Below are 18,896 nucleotides of genomic sequence, written 5' to 3' on the forward strand. Positions count from 1 at the left end.
CTGTCGGTCGGCCGAGAACTGGACTCGCCGCGTCCGGCCTGAGCTGCGGCAGCCGCCCCCGGGCCCGCCGGGCGTCCTCGGAGCCGGTCAACGTGATCCTCCTGCCGTCCGGCTCGGAGCCGGCCACCGTTCGCCTCGCCGCCGCAGGCGCCCCAGCCGGTCGCGAGCGGTGCACCGAGGGGTCAGGCGCGACCCGATAACGACAGTTGGGGACAAACGCAGGCGTGCCGCGCCGGGGTGCGCTGGGATGGCCGGAAACCACTGGCAGCGGCGCGGCTGGGACGGACATGAAGAACGAGACCGGTACACAGGACACGTGCCCCATCGCGGCTCCCGGACCGGGCACGCGTACGATACCCGCGCGGGCGGGCAGGCCCGGAGCCGCCGAGGAGCGGTTCCGGGGACTGCTGGAGGCGGCGCCGGACGCCATCGTCATCGTCGACGACACCGGAACCATCCGGCTCGTCAACGCCCAGACCGAGGCCCTCTTCGGCTACCGGCGCGAGGAACTCCTCGGCCAGGCCGTCGAACTGCTCGTCCCGCGGAGACTGCGCGGACACCACACCCTGCACCGCAACGCCTACGCCGCGAACCGGCAGGTACGCCCCATGGGGGCGGGGCTGGACCTGCACGGGCTGCGCCGGGACGGGAGCGAGTTCCCGGTGGAGATCAGCCTCAGCCCGCTGGAGACCGCCGACGGGCTGCTGGTCTCCGCGGCGGTCCGAGACGTCAGCGACCGCAAGGCGGCGGAGGAACGCATCAGCGAGCTGGCCGCGCTGGTGGAGTCCTCCCAGGACGCCATCCTCGCCAAGACGCTCGACGGGCACATCACCTACTGGAACGCCGCCGCCCAGCGGCTGTACGGCTACACGGCCGCCGAGGTCGTGGGCCGGCACATCTCCCTCCTCGCCCCGGACGACCGCCACGACGAGATCGCCATGCTTTTGGAGCGGCTCCGGCTCGGCGAGAAGGTGGAGCACTTCGAGACGCTGCGCGTCACACGGACCGGCGGGCTGCTGGACGTCGACGTCACCGTGTGGCCGAGGCGGGCCCCGGACGGCACGGTCATCGGGGCGTGCGCCATCGTCCGCGACATCAGCGACCGCAAGCGGGCCGAGGCCGAACTCACGGCCCTGTACGAGCAGCAGCGCCACGTCGCCCTCACCCTGCAGCGCAGCCTGATGGGCACCCCGCCCGCCGTGCCCGGCCTGGTCACCGCCAGCCGGTACCGGCCCGCCACCCAGGGAGCGGGTGTGGGGGGTGACTGGTTCGACCTGATACCCCTCGGCGCGGGCCGGGTCGGGGTGCTGATCGGTGACGTGATGGGCCGCGGCCTGGAGGCGGCCGCCGTGATGGGCCAACTGCGCTCCGCGGCACACGCGCTGGCCAAGACGGGCATGCAGCCCCGGCGGCTGATGCAGGCCCTGGACACCTGCGTGGCCGATCTGGACGTGCCGGATCAGCTGGTCACGTGCTGCTACCTCGTCGTGGCCGCCGACGAGGCGGAGGTGACCCTGTGCTCCGCCGGCCACCTCCCGGTCCTGGTCGCCGTACCCGGCGAAGGGGCACGGCAGCTCTCCGCCCCGGTGAACGCGCCGCTCGGCGTGGGCGACGTGCTGTACGAGCAGTCGTCGGCGGCGGTGCCGCCGGGCGCCACCCTGGTGCTCTACACCGACGGCCTGATCGAGACCCCCGGCTGCGACATCGAGGACAGTCTCACCGCGCTCACGGCCACCTGCGGCGCCCTGTTCACCGCCGAACCGCCCGGCCTGGACATCGCGGCGGACCGCATCCTGACCGCCCTGCGGCCGGACGCCGAGGGCCACGACGACGACGTGACCCTGCTGCTGGCGCGGCTGCCCGCCGCACCACTGGCGTCCGTCACGGCCACGCTGCCCACCCGGCCCGAGTCCGTGCCCGAGGGCCGCACCTTCCTCAGCAAGGCCCTGGCCGCCTGGGACTGCCACGCGCAGGCCGACGACGCACGGCTCCTCCTGTCGGAACTCCTCACCAACGCCGTGCAGCACGCCCAGGGCCCCGTCACCGTGCACGTGAGCCGCACCGCCGCGGAACTCACCGTCGAGGTGGGCGACGGCAGCTCCCACACCCCGGAACCGCGGCGTGCCGACGAGGACGAGGAGTCCGGACGGGGACTCAACCTCGTCCGGGTGCTGGCCGACAGCTGGGGCGTGCGCCCCACCGACGACGGGAAGACGACCTGGTTCACGCTGCGGCTGTGACCCGGTGAGGTGCCGTGAGCGCCGGGCCGGCTCACCGCCGGTCCAGGTGGTCGCGCACCTCCACGACGTCCTCCATGGACGCGACCTCGGCGAGCAGCCCGGTCGCGGCGTCCCCGGCCAGCGGGCCGCTCAGTCCGACGACGCCTCCGTGCACCTCCACCCGCACGGCGTGGGCCGCGCCGGCGCCTGCGACCACCGTCAGCAGGTGGCGCACCTCCCGTTCGATGCCCGCGTCGTCGCGGATCAGCGCGCGCAGCAGAGCGCTACGCCGCACCGTCCCCACCAGGCGCCCGTCGTGGTCCGTGACGGGCGCCCGCTTCAGCCGCGACAGCGCCACGAGCCAGGCCGCTTCCGCGACGGTCATACCGGGCAGGACGGTGATCGCCGGGCTCGTCATGAGGGCCTCCGCCGTGCCGCCGCGCGCCTTCTCCAGCAGCTTGCGCTCCCTGACCCGGGTCAGCGCGCCGCCCGGACGGGGCCGCGTGGCCTCGACGGCCGCCTTGGCCAGGAGGTCGGACTCCGAGACCACGCCGACGACATGGTCGTCGTCGTCCACCACGGCCAGGGACCCGGAGTCCTCGCGCGCCAGCGCCCGCGCGACCTCCTGGAACGGGAGGTCCCAGGGGACGGAGGGCGCCGGAACCCGCATGACGTCCCGGACGAGCAGGGCCGGGGCCGCCGCGTCGGCGGCAGGGGACGCCGTCGCCCGGCCCGCGGCTCCAGTGGGGCCGCGGGGCGCGCCCCGCCGGGACGAGACGGCCGACATCGCGCTGAGGTGACGCAGCAGCGTCTGCTCGTGGGACGTCCCGGCCGCCTCCGGTGTCCGGGCCGGGGCGGCGTGTCCTCGCTTCTCCTTCACGGCAGCCTCCCGCGCTCCTGGGCGACCCCCCTCCCCATCTTCCACCCGCGCGGAGCCCACCGGGGCCGTCCGGCCCAGGCGGCCCCCGCCCAGCCGTGGAACGTGGACTCCATCGGGCCGACGGCCACCGAGCCCAGGAAACCCTCGGTGGGCGATCCGCCGTCCATCCAGGCGCTGCCGCCCCGCGTGGCGTAACCGAGGCCGACGGCCTTGTCGAGGAACGCCCAGAGGAAGACGAACCCGGTCAGCAGACGCAGCCCCGCGAAGACGTACGTGTGCGCAGCGGTGCGTCCGAAGGTCTTCCGATCTCGTTGCGCTTTCAATCTCCCGCGTCCGGGGGCTCCCCCGCAGGGGCCGACGGGCCCGGACCGTGGTCCGAACGTCCCCTGGCACCGGGACCTCACGGGGGCGAGGCTGGAGGGGAACGGGAAACGCTGCGGACGAGGGAGACATGGTGGGCGGTTCGGTGATCGTCGGGGTGGACGGGTCGGAGTCGAGCCTCGCCGCGGTGGAGACGGCCGCGCGGGAGGCCGGGCTGCGGAAGGCCGCGCTGAAGGTGGTGCACGCCTTCCTCTGGCCCGCCATGCACGTTCCGCTGGGCCCCTCGCCCCTGGGACCGGCCGACGGCGGGATGCGGAACATGGTCGAGCGCCTGGTGGCGGAGGCCGTGGAACGGGCCATGGCGGTGGCGCCGGAGGTGGAGGTGTCGCACGCGGTGGTGACGGGGGAGCCGTTGACGGTGCTGGAGGCGCAGTCGCGCGCGGCCGAACTGGTCGTCGTCGGGTCCCGCGGCATGGGCGGCTTCGTCGGGCTGATGGTGGGCTCGACGGCGGTGCACCTCGCGGCGCACGGACGCTGCCCCGTGCTGGTCGTCCGGGAGGAAGCCGGGCCCGACGGTCCCGTCGTGGTGGGAGCCGACGGCTCCGCCGCCGGGGACAGGGCGGTCGAGTTCGCCTTCGAGGAGGCAGAGCTGCGCGGCACCGGCCTGGTCGCGCTGCACGCCTGGACCACGTGGAACGCGCCGCTGCCCGCCCCGCAGGAGTCGTCCGAGCCGTACGCCAACCCGCCGGGCGTGCTTGGCCGGGAGGAGGAACGCCTGCTGGCCGAGGCGCTCGCCGGGCACCGCGAGCGGCACCCGGACGTGGCCGTGGAACACAAGGTGGTGCACGGCCGCACCCGCGAGGCGCTGATCGAGGAGAGCCGGACCGCAGGGCTGGTGGTGGTCGGGGCCCGCGGACGGGGCGGCTTCGCCGGCCTGCTGCTGGGCTCGGTCAGCCAGGCGCTGCTGCATCACGCCCACTGTCCGGTCGCCGTGGTGCGCGGAGCGGACGCGAGTCGCTGAGGGCGGTTCCCGGCCCGGGCCCCCGGAGGGCGTGCCCGGGCCGGCGCGTACGCCTGCGAGCGCGTCGCCATGGCGCCGCACGATCACCCGGTGCACCGCTTCACGGCGTGCGGCATCGCCGGCCCGTCGGTGGGTCACAGCAGCAGGCGTGACACGAAGACGGTCGCCGCGAACCCGGCCAGGGTCCAGGCGAGCAGCCGCGCCTTCAGCGTGGCGTACCGGTCCTCGTACTCCTCCCGCAGCTCCCGCGCCCGGCGCGCGGTGCGTTCCAGATGCCGCCGGGACAGGACCAGCTGCCGCTCCGCGAAGCAGGCGACGACGGCCTCGCGCTGGGCCCCGGTCAGCCAGTCCAGCCGGTCCGCCGTCTCCTCGGCGTCGGCCCGCGCCCGCGCCACCTCCGACTGCCACAGCAGGTACCCCTCCAGCCTGCGCATGCCGACGTCGACGGAGTCGCCGTCACCCTCTTCCGGGACGGCCATGGCGGGGCCGCTACTCGGAACCGTCGTGCGGGGGCCGGTGCGCCCGGCCGTGCGGTTCCGGCTCGACGGCGTCCCGCCGGCCGGCGTTCTCCTCCTGGTCGATCCTCGACAGACCGGGGTGGCGGAGGTCGAAGGTGGGGGATTCGCTGCGGATCCGCGGCAGGGTGACGAAGTTGTGGCGCGGGGGCGGGCATGCGGTCGCCCATTCCAGGGAGCGGCCGTAGCCCCACGGGTCGTCGACGCCGACCGGCCTGCCGTACTTGGCGGTCTTCCAGATGTTGTAGAGGAACGGCAGCATCGACAGGCCCAGGAGGAAGGACCCGATGCTGGAGACGGTGTTGAGCGCGGTGAAGCCGTCCGAGGCGAGGTAGTCCGCGTAGCGGCGCGGCATGCCCTCGGCGCCCAGCCAGTGCTGGACCAGGAAGGTGCCGTGGAAGCCGACGAACAGCGTCCAGAAGTGGATCTTGCCGAGACGCTCGTCGAGCATCTTGCCGGTGAACTTCGGCCACCAGAAGTAGAAGCCGGCGAACATCGCGAACACCACGGTGCCGAACACCACGTAGTGGAAGTGCGCCACCACGAAGTACGAGTCGGAGACGTGGAAGTCCAGCGGCGGCGAGGCCAGCAGAACGCCGGTCAGACCGCCGAAGAGGAAGGTGACCAGGAAGCCGGCCGACCACAGCATCGGCGTCTCGAAGGAGAGACTGCCCTTCCACATCGTGCCGGTCCAGTTGAAGAACTTCACTCCGGTCGGGATCGCGATCAGGAACGACATGAACGAGAAGAACGGCAGCAGCACCCCACCGGTCACGAACATGTGGTGGGCCCACACCGTCACCGACAGACCGGCGATCGTGATCGTCGCGCCGATCAGACCCATGTAGCCGAAGATCGGCTTGCGGGAGAAGACCGGGATGATCTCGCTGATGATGCCGAAGAACGGCAGCGCGATGATGTAGACCTCGGGATGCCCGAAGAACCAGAAGAGGTGCTGCCAGAGCAGCGCACCGCCGTTGGCCGCGTCGAACACGTGCGCACCGAACTTGCGGTCCGCCTCCAGCGCGAACAGCGCCGCCGCCAGCACCGGGAAGGCCAGCAGGACCAGCACACCGGTCAGCAGCACGTTCCAGGTGAAGATCGGCATACGGAACATCGTCATGCCGGGCGCGCGCATGCAGATGATCGTGGTGATGAAGTTGACCGAGCCGAGGATGGTGCCGAAGCCGGAGAATCCCAGACCCATGATCCACAGGTCACTGCCGATATTGGGCGAGTGCTCGGCGTCGGTGAGCGGTGAGTAGGCGAACCAGCCGAAGTCGGCCGCCCCGTTCGGGGTGAGGAAACCGCCCAGCGCGATCAGCGAGCCGAACAGGAAGAGCCAGTAGGCGAACATGTTCAGCCGGGGGAACGCCACGTCCGGGGCGCCGATCTGCAGCGGCATGATCCAGTTCGCGAACCCGGCGAACAGCGGCGTCGCGAACATCAGCAGCATGACCGTGCCGTGCATCGTGAACGACTGGTTGAACTGCTCGTTCGACACGATCTGCAGACCCGGCCGGGCCAGCTCGGCCCGGATCACGAGGGCCATCACCCCGCCGATGAGGAAGAAGGCGAACGACGTGATCATGTAGAGGCTGCCGATGGTCTTGTGGTCCGTGCTGGTGAGCCAGGCGACCACGACGTTCCCCGGCTTCCTCGGGGGTGGTTCGATCGTGGTGCGGATGGGCTGGTCGACTGCGGTCACGGGGTTCTCTCTTCTGGAACGGTCACCGATGGAGTGCTGGCCGGCTCCGGGGCCGGGCCAGTGAACGGGCGCGGCCGGATATTCGGCCGGCCGTCGGTGCGGTGAACCGGCCCGTGCGACCGGTGGTGTTCCAGCGGCCCGCCGAGCAGCGGCCGGACCGGACAGGGCGCTCCTCGGCGCCCGGCGTGCGCGTCATGGGCAGGGGCCCTTCTGGGCGTGTGTGTGCGGCGGCAGTTTTTCAGGGCCCGCGCCGCCGGCGCCGGGTGCCACGCCGCCGCCCGCGGTTCTCCCCCCGTACGGGTGTCCCCGCCGGCCCGCACGCGGCGGGCAGGTGGGCGTCGGGGGCCGGGGACAGGCCTCGAACGGCCGCGGAACCGGCCCCGGACATCCCACGGCACGGCGGAGATCACCGGCGGGACGCGCGGCGGCCGGCGGGTCCCGCGGGGGGCAGCCCGTGCTCGGCGAGCGGGCCCACCGAAAGGCCCGCGGCGCGGCAGCCCTCCACCACGGCGGGCAGCGCGCCGAGCGTCGCCCGCCAGCAGCCCGGGGCCGACATCCGGTCCGTGTCGTGCAGGAGCACCGTGCCGCCCCCGCGCAGTCCGGCCGCGACGGCCGCCTGCACCGACGCCGGGGTCGCCCCGGCCGTCCAGTCCCGGCCCCAGGCGGTCCACAGCACCGGCCGCAGGCCCGCCGCACGGGCGGCCGCCCACCGCCCGGAGGTGAGGATGCCGTAGGGCGGGCGGTACCACAGGGGACGCCGCCCCGTCAGCTCCCGGACCGCGCCGGCGGCCCGCAGCACGGCACGCGCGTCGTCCGCCGGGGCGGGCAGCCAGGGCCGGTCGTGGCTCCAGCCGTGCACGGCCAGTTCGTGCCCGCGGAGTACGGCCGCCCGCGCCACGGAGGGATGCCGTACGACCCCGTCGCCCAGCACGAAGAAGGTCGCCCGGACCCCGAGCGCCTCCAGCGCGTCGAGGAAACGCGGCGTGGACTCCGGATCGGGCCCGTCGTCGAAGGTCAGGGCCACATGCCCGGGGTGTCCCACGCCGGCGAGGCGCGGGAGACGGCGGCGCACCACGGGCAGCCAGGTCGCCGCCGGGGCGATGTGCGCCGCGGCGACGGCGGCGAGCGGGGTCAGCACGGCCGCCGCGCGCCGGGCTCCGGCGGGACCCGCGGATACGGCCATCGGCCTGCCCTCCTTCCCGGGTGGGGTGCCCCGCCCGCGCGGGACTCCTACGGCACCGGCCGCGCCGGGCCGGCGCCCGGGAGCCGCGACGCCGCGTCCCAGTCGCCCGCGACCGACGGGGCGCGGGCCAGCCCCGCGGTGCCCGCTCCCATCAGCACCACGCCGGTCAGCGCGGGCACCACCCGTACACCGAGCGTGATCTGCTCCCCGAACAGCGCCCAGCCCAGCGCCACGCTCGTCAGCGCGTCCCCGAGGGTCAGGGCCGGCTGGGAGACGGCCAGCGTCCCCGCCCGGAACGCGCCCTGCAACAGCAGGAAGGCGACCGCTCCGACGGCGGCGGTGGCGTACACGGGCCACGACGCCAGCAGGGCGCCCAGCCCGTCCGGGAGCCTGCCCGTCACCTCCTTGAGCAGCGCCGCGGTCAGGGCGAAGGACATCGCCGACGCCAGCCCCAGCAGCGCCGCCCGCGGCGCGCCGCGTACCGCGCGGGCCGTCATCACCAGCACCGTCACGGCGCCCAGGACCACCGCCGCGGCCACCGCCCACCGCCCCAGAGGCGCCGTCGACCGGCCGGCGGCCGGAGCGGCCGAGGTCAGGAACATCGCCAGCCCGCCGGCCAGCGCGGCGAACGCCAGCCATGTCCTGCGGTCCGGACGGCGGTGGAACACCATGCTGCCGACCACCAGGGTGAACAGCAGTTCGGCGGCCATGAGCGGCTGCACCAGCGCCAGACTGCCCAGGCCCAGGGCGGCCGCCTGCAGCACGGTCGACAGCGCGAGCATCCCGGCGCCCACGATCCAGTGCGGCCGGCGCAGCACGCGCCCGAGCCAGCGGACGGCCTGGCCCATCCCCGCGCCGGTCTCCGGTTCCTCCGCCGCGGCCCGCCGCTGCAGCACCGAGGCGGCGGCGTTGGACAGCGCCGCCAGCAGGGCGAGGACGACCACCAGCACGCCGTACCACCGTCATCCGGCGGGCGCCGGGCGCGTCGTGACCGGGAACGGTGCGCCGGGGGCGCCGGCACGGAAGGCGTGGGACATGGGCTGCACCTCGGCTGCGAGGGTGAACACCGGGGAGCCGCCGTCCGCGGCCGCTCCCGGGGTTCGGCGGGCACCCGTGGGTATCCCGGACGCGGCCGGTGAAACGCGGCCGGGCGGGTTTCACCGAGGCGGCGGGCGGAGACCCGGCACCGCGTGCACTCACCGTCCTCGCCGCCCCGCCGGTACGCGCCGGCGGACGGCGGACTGCGACTGCTGATCGTCAGCGCGAGCATGGGAGCCGGCCACGACACGGTGGCCGGCGAACTCGCCCGCCGCGCCCGAGAACAGGGCCACGACGCACGCGTCGTCGACCTGCTGCGGCTGCTCCCGCACGGCCTGGGCACCGAACTGCGCCTCTTCTACCAGTCGTCGATACGGCACTACCCGTGGGCGTACGCGGGTGTCTACCACGCGCTGCTGCGGCCCGGTCCGCGCCACCGTCCCAGCGGCATCCCGCTCGCCCGGCTGGCGGGCGGCCGTCTCACCGAACTCGCGGAGCGCTCCGGCGCCGACGTGGTCGTGCCCGTCTTCCACCTGGCCGCGCAGCTGACCGGTCACCTCAGGCGACGGGGGCGGCTGCGCGCCCCGAGCGCCGTCTTCGTGACCGATTTCGCCGTCCACCGGCAGTGGCTCCATCCCGGCAACGACCTGTACCTCTGCCTCACCGACGAGGCCGCGCGGGAAGTCGGCGGGAGCATCGCCGTGCCCGTGGAGACGACCGGACCGGTCGTGGCGCCCGGCTTCTTCGCACCGACCTCCGGAGCCGGGGCGTGGCGGAGCCTCTTCGAGCGGTACGCCCCCGGACGCCCGCCCGTCGTCCTCTCGGCCGGCGCCTGGGGCGCGGCTTCGGAGCTGGACGGGACCGCCCGGCTGCTCGCCGGCGCCGGCTTCCTCCCGGTGGTGCTCTGCGGCCGCAACGACCGTCTGCGGGCCGCCATGGCCCAGGTTCCCGGCGCCCTCGTACCGGACTGGGTCACCGACATGCCCGCCCTGCTCCGCGCGACCCGCGTCCTGGTCGACAACGCGGCGGGCCAGACCGCGGTGCAGGCCCTCGCCTCCGGGCTGCCCGTGGTCGGCTACCGCCCGCTGCCCGGTCACGGCGCGCAGGGCGTGCGGCGGATGGCGGCGCTCGGCGTCTCGGAGATCGCCCCGGACGCCGCCGTGCTGCCCGCCGCACTGCGGCGCCTGGCGGCTGACGGCGCCCACCGGGACCGCAGGATCGCCCGCGGGCGGGAGCTCTTCCGGGGAGACGTGCTGGCGCCCGTGGCCGCGCTCGCCGCCCGGCATCCCGTGTGACCGGGCGGTGTCCTCCGGGACCGGCGACCCCGGGGTCACCGGCCGGGCGGCGCCGGCAGGTCCTCGGTGAACCGGTGCCCGTGGTGGTCCAGGAGCCAGCGGCCGAACAGGGAGCCGCCGAAGATGACGAACCCCACGCCGATGAGCCAGGACTCGACGATGAGGACGACACCGACCGTGCCGTAGCTGATCGCGTTGTCGATGATCAGCGGGGTGAAGACGAAGTAGGAGAACCCCCGCAGTCCGATCAGGCCCGTCATGGTGGCGATCGCGCCCGGCAGCAGGTGCCACCAGCCGATCTGGCCGCCCAGCAGGAAGCGCTGCCCCCACCAGAAGAACAGCACGCCGGTCACGAGTGAGAGGGTGATCCGCTCCGGCCCGTACATCGCGTCCCGGGTCAGGACCTCCTGGTAGAGGTACGCGGTCAGCACGCACAGCCAGGTGGCCTGCCGCCAGATCCGGTGCCACGGTCCGGGAGGCAGGTTCCAGGTCCGCTCGAAGCCGTTCTGGACGGTTCCGCCGAACGGGATGCCGAACGCGGCGAGCGCCAGGACACCCCACACGCTGGTGGTGCCGACCACCTCGCGCGGCGGGCTGATGATCTCCGTGAGGACGCGCGCGGACCGCCCGGACAGTCCCATGCCGTCCGCCAGCCAGGCCGCGAAGCCGCCCCGTCCCAGCGGGTCGGCGGCGGCGATCACGATCAGCAGGGGCGCCAGCGTGACCAGCGCCAGCGTGGCGAACCCCATGGCCCTGTGCATCAGTTCGAGGTCACGGCCCCGCCGCACCAGCGTGCCGGCGCCCAGCCACTCCCATCCGTGCCGGAGCGCGCGCAGGTGACGCCTCACGGTGCGCTCCTTCCTCGGCGGACGAGGGTGATGCCGGCTCAGCGGCCGGGAGCGGGAAAGATCCGGTCCCCACGTGCACACGGCCCCCGGGGAGGAGGCCGCGCGCCCGGCTCCCCGCCCCCGGGCTTCCGGCGGCGGGCGGCACCGTCGCGTGGAGTCGTGGGGTGCGGCGAGGTTCGCGGACATGTCCGCGGGCGGCGTGAGCACAGGGGCCGTCGAGGGGCCGGACCTCCGTGACACGGCAGACGTCGGCGTGCCGGGCTCCCTGGGGCGGGACCCTCCTGGCGGTGGGCGGCACCGTCGTGTGCGGTTGCCGGTTGTGGGGGCGTGGTGGGCGGAGGCGTCTGCGGGCGGCGGCGCGCGCTCACGGGTCGCCGTGCGACCGGCTGCCCGCGCCCGGGCGCGCGTCCGCGTACCGGGGGTGGCGTGCCGGCCGGGGGACCGGGCTTCCGGTGGCGGGCGGCACCGTCGTGTGGGGTGGCCGGTTGTGGGGGCGTGGTGGGCGGTGGGGTCCGGGGGCGGCGGCGTGCCGGGGGACCGGGGGCGGGCCGTGCCTGCACCGCTTCCCCGGCTTCCGGGCGCGGTTCGCTCGCCAGGAGCGCCTCGCGCAGCCGGCCGAGACAGCGCCGCAGGATCCGCGAGACCTGCATCTGGGAGACGCCGACGGCCTCCGCGATCTCCCGCTGGGACTGCTCCCGGTAGAAGCGCAGATGGAGGACCCGGCGGTCACGCTCCGGCAGCCGCCGCACCAGGGACGCCAGGGACACGGTGTCGACGACCAGGCCGAGCGCCGGGTCCTCGGCGCCGAGCGGGCAGGCCGGGACGTCCCGGCCGCCGCCCGCGGGCGCGTCGAGGGACCGCGGGCGGCATTCGTGCACCGCGCGCAGCGCGGACAGCACACGGTCCGCCCCGAGCCCGGTGTGCTCGGCGATCTGCTCGGTGGTGGGCGCGTGGCCGTCGAGCCGCTGCTCGAGCTCCTCGACGGCCCGGAAGACCTGTCCGGCGGCCTCCTGCAGAGGACGGGGCAGCCGCACGGCGGCCGTACGGTCACGAAGGTGCCGCCGGACTTCACCGGTGACCTTGGGAAGCGCGTAGGACAGGAAGGCGTGGCCCCGCCCGGGGTCGTAGCCGTCGACGGCCTTGATCAGCCCCAGGGACGCCACCTGGACGAGATCGTCCCACTCCTCGCCGTGGCGCCGGAAGCGGCGCGTGACGCGGTGGGCCACCGGCAGCAGCCGGCGGATGACGTCGTCCCGGAGGGCGGCCCGCCGCGGTCCCGGGGGCTGCTCGGAGAGCTCGCGCAGCAGCGCGTCGAGGTGCTGCGCGGTCGGCTCGGGCGCGGCGGCGTCACGCGTCCGGATCACGTCGGCGGCTGAGGTGGACATGAGCCTCTGTGGGGTGCGGGCCTGTGCGGGGAACGCCCTCATGACAGGGGCGTCAGTCTCGGAGTCACCCGTCGGCCGAGACCTGAAACACGGCCTGACCCGCGTGCGGGAACCCTGTCCGTCGCGCGGGTGAGGCCGGCCCCCGGCCACTTGCGCCGCCCGGCCGCCCGTGGCCGCGCCCGCCGCCGGAGTCCGTCACGGCGCGCCCGGCCCGGTGTGCGCCGTACGGCGGAACGGCGGGCGGCGCGGTGGGCCGTACGGCCCGCTCCCGGGGCCCGGTGGGGCCGACCGGCCCTGGTCCATCGGCCCTTTGTTGCGCAAGATGTGGGGGCGGGGGGATCAGGACGACGTGGACACGCGCACGGCGCGGAACGAGGAGCGAGCGATGGCGGACGGCGAGCAGCGGCCCGGACCCGACGATCCGATCCGGGTCTTCCTGCTGGACGACCACGAGGTGGTCCGGCGGGGGGTGCACGACCTGCTGAACGACGAGCCGGACATCACGGTGGTGGGCGAGGCCGCCACCGCCGAACAGGCCCTGGTCCGGGTACCCGCCCTGCGCCCCCAGGTCGCGGTCCTGGACGTACGGCTGCCGGACGGCGACGGCGTGAGCGTGTGCCGCGAACTGCGCTCGGCCATGCCCGGCCTGGCGTGCCTGATGCTGACCTCGTTCGACGACGAGGAGGCCCTGCTCGACTCGATCATGGCCGGCGCGTCCGGATACGTGCTGAAGCAGATCCGCGGCTCCGACCTGGTGACGGCCGTCCGCACGGTCGCCCGCGGCCAGTCGCTGCTCGACCCGAGCGCCACCACCCGGCTGATGGCCCGGCTGCGCGGCGGACCGCAGAAGGAGGAGGAACAGCCGGACGCGCTGCCCGGACTGACCGACCGGGAGCGCGAGATCCTGGCCCTGATCGGCGAGGGACTGACCAACCGCCAGATCGGCCAGCGCCTCTACCTCGCCGAGAAGACGGTGAAGAACCACATCTCCCGGCTGCTGGCCAAGCTGGGCGTGGAGCGCCGCATCCAGGCCGCCGTCATCGCCACCCAGGTCCAGGACCGCAGGAAGCAGGAGGGCCGCTGACCGCACGCGGTTCGCCGTCCGGCCTCCGGCCCGCCGTGGTTTCGCGGCGGGCCGGAAGGGTCACGTGGGAGGGGGCCGTGCGGGCCCGGAGCCGGGACCGTCCGTCCGGCGCCGGGGACCCATGGCCCCTGCCCGTGGGTGATCCCCGGCCCGGAAGGTGGGGGCAGGACGCCGGTTCCGCGGGCAAGGGGCCCGCCGGGGCGCCCGAACCCGGTGGCGCGCAACCACCACGGACGAAGGGGACGGACATGGTCCAGCCGTTGAAGTCGGAGCGGGGCGGCCCGCCCGGGAGCGCGGTGCCCGGCCGGGCGTGGCTCATGCTGGCGCTGGCCACGGTCGGCTTCGCCGTGAACTTCTGGGCGTGGGCGCTGCTCAGCCCGCTCGCCCCCCGGCTCAAGGACAGCCTGGAGCTGTCCTCGTTCGAGCAGTCGCTGCTGGTGGCCGTGCCGGTCGTGGTCGGCTCGCTGGGCCGCATCCCGGTCGGCGCGCTGACGGACCGCTTCGGCGGCCGGGTCGTCTTCCCGATCGTGTCGGCGGCGACCATCGTGCCGGTGCTCTACCTGGGCCTGGCCGGCCACTCCTCCCTCGCCGCCCTGCTGATCGGCGGATTCTTCCTGGGGATCGGCGGCACCGCGTTCGCCGTCGGCGTCCCGCTGGTCAACGCCTGGTTCCCGCCCGAGCGGCGCGGCCTGGCCGTCGGAGTCTTCGGCGCCGGCATGGGCGGCACCGCGATCAGCGCCCTGACCACGGTGAAGCTGGTCGACGCGGGCAGCATGTCCACCCCGTTCCTGATCACCGCCGGGGTACTGGCGGTGTACGCGGTGACCGCGGCGCTGGTGCTGCGGGACGCCCCCGGCCGCAGCGTGCCGACCGAGCCGCTGTCCCGCCGGCTGGCCGCCACCGCCCGGCTGCCCGTCACCTGGCAGGCCTCCGCCCTCTACGCGGTCGCCTTCGGCGGCTATGTGGCCTTCTCCGTCTACCTGCCCACGTACCTCAGGACCGGCTACGACCTGACCCAGGCGGACGCCGCCAACCGCATGGCCGGCTTCGTCCTCCTCGCCGTCGCCATGCGCCCGTTCGGCGGCTGGCTCTCCGACCGGGCCGGCCCGGTCCGGGTACTCGCCGGCTCGCTCGCCGTGGTCGTCGCCGGGGCGGTCGCGCAGGCCTTCACCCCCGCCCTGGCACCCGTCGGCACCCTCGCCTTCCTGGCCATGGCCGCCGCGCTCGGCGCCGGCAGCGGGGCGACCTTCGCCCTCGTCTCCCGGCTGACCCCGGCCGGCCAGGTCGGCTCCGTCACCGGCGTGGTCGGCGCCGCGGGCGGGCTCGGCGGCTTCCTGCCCCCGCTGGTGATGGGCTCCCTCTACGGCGCGTTCGGCACCTACGCCATCGGTTTCGCCCTGCTGGCGGTGGTGGCCGCCGCCGCACTGGCCTACACCCTCACCGCCGTACGCGCCGCCACCCGTACGGCCGGCGCGGACGCCCCTGCGGGGCGCCCGCGCCGCACCGCGGGCACCAGCGCCTAGGCCCCGCCGCAGGCACCCGCTCCCGGACGGTCCCCGCCGTGGGCGCCTCGGTCCGTGGTGTGCCTGTTGACGTTTCCGGGGACGCCCGCCATAGAGTCGTGTGCGGCCGTAACCGATCACGATCGAACGGGCAGCGGTGCCCGGAGCGGAGTGGCACGGTGAACACGGAGACCAGCAGGACGCGGCAGCCGCCCGGCATCGACGGCCGACTGGCGGAGGCGCTGGTGCGCAGCCGCCGCTACTTCACCCGGGCGGAGGTCTCCGGGGACCTGCGCACGCTGCACCGCGAGGGCGGCCGCCAGGCCGACGAGTTCTACCGGGACCGCTGGTCGCACGACAAGGTGGTGCGCTCCACGCACGGCGTCAACTGCACCGGCTCCTGCTCCTGGAAGGTGTACGTCAAGGACGGCATCATCACCTGGGAGGCCCAGCAGACCGACTATCCGTCCGTCGGCCCGGACCGCCCCGAGTACGAGCCGCGCGGCTGCCCCCGGGGCGCCGCCTTCTCCTGGTACACCTACTCGCCGACCCGGGTCCGCTACCCGTACGTGCGCGGCGTGCTGCTGGGGATGTACCGCGAGGCCAGGGCCCGCCTCGGCGACCCGGTGGCGGCCTGGGCGGACATCGTCTCCGACCCCGAGCGCTCCCGCCGCTACAAACGGGCGCGCGGCAAGGGCGGCCTGGTGCGGGCGAGCTGGGCCGAGGCCGCCGAGATGGCCGCCGCCGCGCACGTCCACACCATCAGGGAGTACGGCCCGGACCGGCTGGCGGGGTTCTCCCCGATCCCCGCGATGTCGATGGTGTCCCACGCCGCCGGGGCCCGCTTCTACTCCCTGCTCGGCGGGGTGATGCTCTCCTTCTACGACTGGTACGCCGACCTGCCCGTCGCCTCGCCGCAGGTGTTCGGCGACCAGACCGACGTACCGGAGTCCGGCGACTGGTGGGACGCCGGATACCTGATCATGTGGGGCTCCAACCTGCCGGTCACCCGCACCCCGGACGCCCACTGGATGGCCGAGGCCCGCTACCGGGGCCAGAAGGTCGTCGCCGTCTCGCCGGACTACGCGGACAACGTGAAGTTCGCCGACGAGTGGCTGCCCGCCCGGCCCGGCACCGACGGCGCCCTCGCCATGGCCATGGGACACGTGGTCCTCAAGGAGTTCTTCGCCGACCGGGAGACCCCGTACTTCACCGACTACGTCAAGCGGTACACGGACCTGCCGTTCCTCGTGACCCTCGACGAGGCGGAGCAGGGCGGATACACGCCCGGCAAGTTCCTCACCGCCGCGGACCTCGGCGGGGAACACGCGCGGACCGAGCACGCCGAGTTCCGGACGGTCCTGCTGGACGAGGCCACGGGCGCGCCGGTGGTGCCCAACGGCACCCTCGGCGACCGCTTCGGCGAGTCCGGCGCCGGGAAGTGGAACCTCGACCTCGGCGACATCCGGCCGCTGCTGTCCGCCGAGGGAGGCGACGAGGCGCCGGCCGTCGTCGCACTGCCGCGCTTCGACGCCCCGGACGGCGCGGCGGGACGCCTGCGCCGCGGGGTCCCGGTCCGCAGGGTGGCCGGCCGCCCGGTGACCACCGTGTACGACCTGCTGCTGGCCCAGTACGGGGTGGCCCGCGAGGGCCTCCCGGGGGACTGGCCCACCGGCTACGACGACGCGGACCAGCCGTACACCCCGGCCTGGCAGGCGGCGGTCACCGGCGTGGACGCGGACCGGGCGGCGCGGATCGCGCGGGAGTTCGCCGCCAACGCGGAGGAGTCCCGCGGCCGTTCGATGATCGTCATGGGCGCGGGGACGAACCACTGGTTCCACTCCGACACCATCTACCGCGCCTTCCTGACCCTGACCACCCTGACCGGCTGCCAGGGCGTCAACGGCGGCGGCTGGGCCCACTACGTCGGCCAGGAGAAGGTCCGCCCGATCACCGGCTACTCGGCGATCGCCACCGCCTCCGACTGGAACCGCCCCGCCCGCCAGATGATCCAGACCGCCTACTGGTACCTGCACAGCGACCAGTTCCGCTACGACCCGTTCTCCGCGGAGACCCTCGCCGCGGCCGGCGCCGGGGGCCCGTTCGCCGGGAAGTCCACGGCGGACGTGATCGCCCAGTCGGCGCGGCTCGGCTGGATGCCGTCGTACCCCACCTTCGACCGCAACCCGCTGGACCTCGCCGACGAGGCCGACGCCGCGGGGCGCCCCGCCGGCGACCACGTCGTGGAGGAACTCCGCGCCGGGCGGCTGCGGTTCGCGGGCGAGGACCCGGACGCGCCGGAGAACTTCCCGCGGGTGCTCACCGTGTGGCGGGCCAATCTGCTGGGCTCGTCCGCCAAGGGCAACGAGTACTTCCTCAGACACCTGCTGGGCGCCGACTCCTCGGTCCGCGCCACCGAGGCGCCGCCCGGCGCCCGGCCCCGGGACGTGGTGTGGCGGGAGGAGGCGCCGGAGGGCAAGCTCGACCTGCTGCTCACCCTCGACTTCCGCATGACCAGCACCACCGTCTACTCCGACATCGTGCTGCCCGCCGCGACCTGGTACGAGAAGCACGACCTGTCCAGCACGGACATGCACCCCTTCGTGCACGCCTTCAACCCGGCGATCGCGCCGCCCTGGCAGACCCGCACCGACTTCGACATCTTCCACACCCTCGCCGAGGAGTTCAGCCGTCAGGCCGCCGGGCACCTGGGCGTGCGCAAGGACCTGGTCGCCGCTCCGCTGCTGCACGACACCCCCGACGCGCTGGCCACCCCGCACGGCCGCGTGCGGGACTGGAAGGCGGGGGAGTGCGCACCGGTCCCGGGCCGCACCATGCCCCGACTGATCACCGTCGAACGCGACTACGGCGCCGTCGCCGCCAAGATGGGCGCCCTCGGCCCCCTGCTGGACTCCCTCGGCGCCACCACCAAGGGCGTCACCTTCCAGGTCGGCCGCGAACTGGACCAGCTGCGGCACAAGAACGGCACCGTGCGCGGCGGACCGGCCGACGGCCGCCCCTCGATCGCCCGCGACACGCACGCCTGCGAGGCGATCCTCGCGCTGTCCGGCACCACCAACGGCCACCTCGCCACCCAGGGCTTCCGCACCCTGGAGGCCCGCACCGGCACCCGGCTCGCGGATCTGGCGGCCGAGCACGAGGGCAGGCGGATCACCTTCGCCGACACCCAGGCGGCCCCCGTCCCGGTCATCACGTCACCCGAGTGGTCCGGATCCGAGACCGGCGGACGGCGCTACTCCCCGTTCACCGTCAACGTCGAACGCCTCAAGCCCTGGCACACCCTGACCGGCCGCCAGCACTTCTACCTCGACCACGACTGGATGGCCGCCCTCGGCGAGCAACTTCCCGTCTACCGGCCGCCGCTGGACATGCACGCGCTGTTCGGCGAGCCCCGCACCGGCGAGACCGGCGAACTCGGCCTGACCGTCCGCTACCTGACCCCGCACAACAAGTGGTCCATCCACTCCGAGTACCAGGACAACCTGTTCATGCTCTCCCTGTCCCGCGGCGGGCCGTCCCTCTGGATGAGCTCGCCGGACGCGGCGAGGATCGGCGTGCGGGACAACGACTGGATCGAGGCCGTCAACCGCAACGGCGTCGTCGCGGCCCGCGCCGTCGTCTCGCACCGCATGCCCGAGGGCACCGTGTACATGCACCACGCCCAGGACCGGCTCATCGACGTCCCCCGCACCGAGACCACGGGCCGGCGCGGAGGCATCCACAACTCCCTGACCCGGCTGCTGATCAAACCCACGCATCTCATCGGCGGCTACGCCCAGCTGAGTTACGCCTTCAACTATCTCGGCCCGACCGGCAACCAGCGCGACGAGGTGACCGTCATCCGGCGGCGTGCGAACCAGGAGGTGGAGTACTGAC

General features: G+C 74.4%; 13 protein-coding genes and 1 pseudogene. 6 read left to right on the forward strand and 8 right to left on the reverse strand.

Annotated features, from left to right (window positions below; translation table 11 throughout):
• The first annotated feature begins 287 nt into the window (after positions 1 to 287).
• Positions 288 to 2,240, forward strand: coding sequence for a PAS domain S-box protein (locus tag CNQ36_RS35065; RefSeq protein ID WP_176119071.1), 1,953 nt, complete (start codon positions 288 to 290; stop codon positions 2,238 to 2,240).
• A gap of 31 nt (positions 2,241 to 2,271) precedes the next feature.
• Here the strand turns inward: CNQ36_RS35065 and CNQ36_RS31735 are convergent, their stop codons facing one another.
• Both CNQ36_RS31735 and CNQ36_RS35885 read right to left on the reverse strand, forming a co-directional pair.
• Complete coding sequence (locus CNQ36_RS31735; protein ID WP_240659565.1) at positions 2,272 to 3,099, reverse strand: CBS domain-containing protein; 828 nt, start codon at positions 3,097 to 3,099, stop codon at positions 2,272 to 2,274.
• Positions 3,100 to 3,170: 71 nt separating this feature from the next.
• Positions 3,171 to 3,503 (reverse strand): annotated as a pseudogene (locus tag CNQ36_RS35885) (hypothetical protein); the annotation flags it as partial.
• A 47-nt stretch (positions 3,504 to 3,550) separates the two neighbouring features.
• Between CNQ36_RS35885 and CNQ36_RS31745 the strand changes: the two are divergent.
• Positions 3,551 to 4,441 carry a universal stress protein gene (locus CNQ36_RS31745; RefSeq protein ID WP_420857176.1) on the forward strand — a complete coding sequence of 297 codons (891 nt, stop codon included), beginning with the start codon at positions 3,551 to 3,553 and terminating at the stop codon, positions 4,439 to 4,441.
• Positions 4,442 to 4,575: 134 nt separating this feature from the next.
• On the opposite strand, the gene CNQ36_RS31750 is transcribed toward CNQ36_RS31745, so the two are convergent.
• From CNQ36_RS31750 to CNQ36_RS31765, 4 genes are all read right to left on the reverse strand, one after another.
• Positions 4,576 to 4,920, reverse strand: coding sequence for a hypothetical protein (locus tag CNQ36_RS31750; protein ID WP_121549030.1), 345 nt, complete (start codon positions 4,918 to 4,920; stop codon positions 4,576 to 4,578).
• A 10-nt stretch (positions 4,921 to 4,930) separates the two neighbouring features.
• Positions 4,931 to 6,664 (reverse strand): aa3-type cytochrome oxidase subunit I, encoded by a 1,734-nt coding sequence (gene ctaD / locus CNQ36_RS31755; protein ID WP_121549032.1) that lies wholly within the window; start codon positions 6,662 to 6,664, stop codon positions 4,931 to 4,933.
• 406 nt (positions 6,665 to 7,070) lie between these two features.
• On the reverse strand, positions 7,071 to 7,847 hold the full coding sequence (locus CNQ36_RS31760; protein ID WP_121549034.1) for a polysaccharide deacetylase family protein: 777 nt from the start codon (positions 7,845 to 7,847) through the stop codon (positions 7,071 to 7,073).
• A 47-nt stretch (positions 7,848 to 7,894) separates the two neighbouring features.
• Positions 7,895 to 8,797 carry a DMT family transporter gene (locus CNQ36_RS31765; RefSeq protein WP_121549036.1) on the reverse strand — a complete coding sequence of 301 codons (903 nt, stop codon included), beginning with the start codon at positions 8,795 to 8,797 and terminating at the stop codon, positions 7,895 to 7,897.
• Between the two features lie 240 nt (positions 8,798 to 9,037).
• Between CNQ36_RS31765 and CNQ36_RS31770 the strand changes: the two genes are divergently transcribed.
• On the forward strand, positions 9,038 to 10,180 hold the full coding sequence (locus CNQ36_RS31770; RefSeq protein ID WP_420857177.1) for an MGDG synthase family glycosyltransferase: 1,143 nt from the start codon (positions 9,038 to 9,040) through the stop codon (positions 10,178 to 10,180).
• Between the two features lie 35 nt (positions 10,181 to 10,215).
• Here the strand turns inward: CNQ36_RS31770 and CNQ36_RS31775 are convergent, their stop codons facing one another.
• Together CNQ36_RS31775 and CNQ36_RS31780 are read right to left on the reverse strand one after the other, a co-directional pair.
• Positions 10,216 to 11,028 carry a ribonuclease BN gene (locus CNQ36_RS31775; protein ID WP_121549037.1) on the reverse strand — a complete coding sequence of 271 codons (813 nt, stop codon included), beginning with the start codon at positions 11,026 to 11,028 and terminating at the stop codon, positions 10,216 to 10,218.
• Between the two features lie 38 nt (positions 11,029 to 11,066).
• Positions 11,067 to 12,413, reverse strand: a complete 1,347-nt coding sequence (locus tag CNQ36_RS31780; protein ID WP_163013452.1) for a sigma-70 family RNA polymerase sigma factor — start codon at positions 12,411 to 12,413, stop codon at positions 11,067 to 11,069.
• 385 nt (positions 12,414 to 12,798) lie between these two features.
• Here CNQ36_RS31780 and CNQ36_RS31785 point away from each other — a divergent pair, with 385 nt between their 5' ends.
• From CNQ36_RS31785 to CNQ36_RS31795, 3 genes are all read left to right on the forward strand, one after another.
• Positions 12,799 to 13,497 (forward strand): response regulator, encoded by a 699-nt coding sequence (locus tag CNQ36_RS31785; protein ID WP_121549041.1) that lies wholly within the window; start codon positions 12,799 to 12,801, stop codon positions 13,495 to 13,497.
• A gap of 317 nt (positions 13,498 to 13,814) precedes the next feature.
• Positions 13,815 to 15,020, forward strand: coding sequence for an MFS transporter (locus CNQ36_RS31790; RefSeq protein WP_186363277.1), 1,206 nt, complete (start codon positions 13,815 to 13,817; stop codon positions 15,018 to 15,020).
• 158 nt (positions 15,021 to 15,178) lie between these two features.
• Positions 15,179 to 18,895: a nitrate reductase subunit alpha gene (locus tag CNQ36_RS31795; protein WP_163013453.1), complete on the forward strand. Its 3,717-nt coding sequence runs from the start codon at positions 15,179 to 15,181 to the stop codon at positions 18,893 to 18,895.
• The last annotated feature ends 1 nt before the right edge of the window (position 18,896 follow it).

Origin of the sequence: Streptomyces fungicidicus (genome assembly GCF_003665435.1) — a bacterium.
In the GTDB taxonomy this organism is placed as follows: Bacteria; Actinomycetota; Actinomycetes; order Streptomycetales; family Streptomycetaceae; genus Streptomyces; species Streptomyces fungicidicus.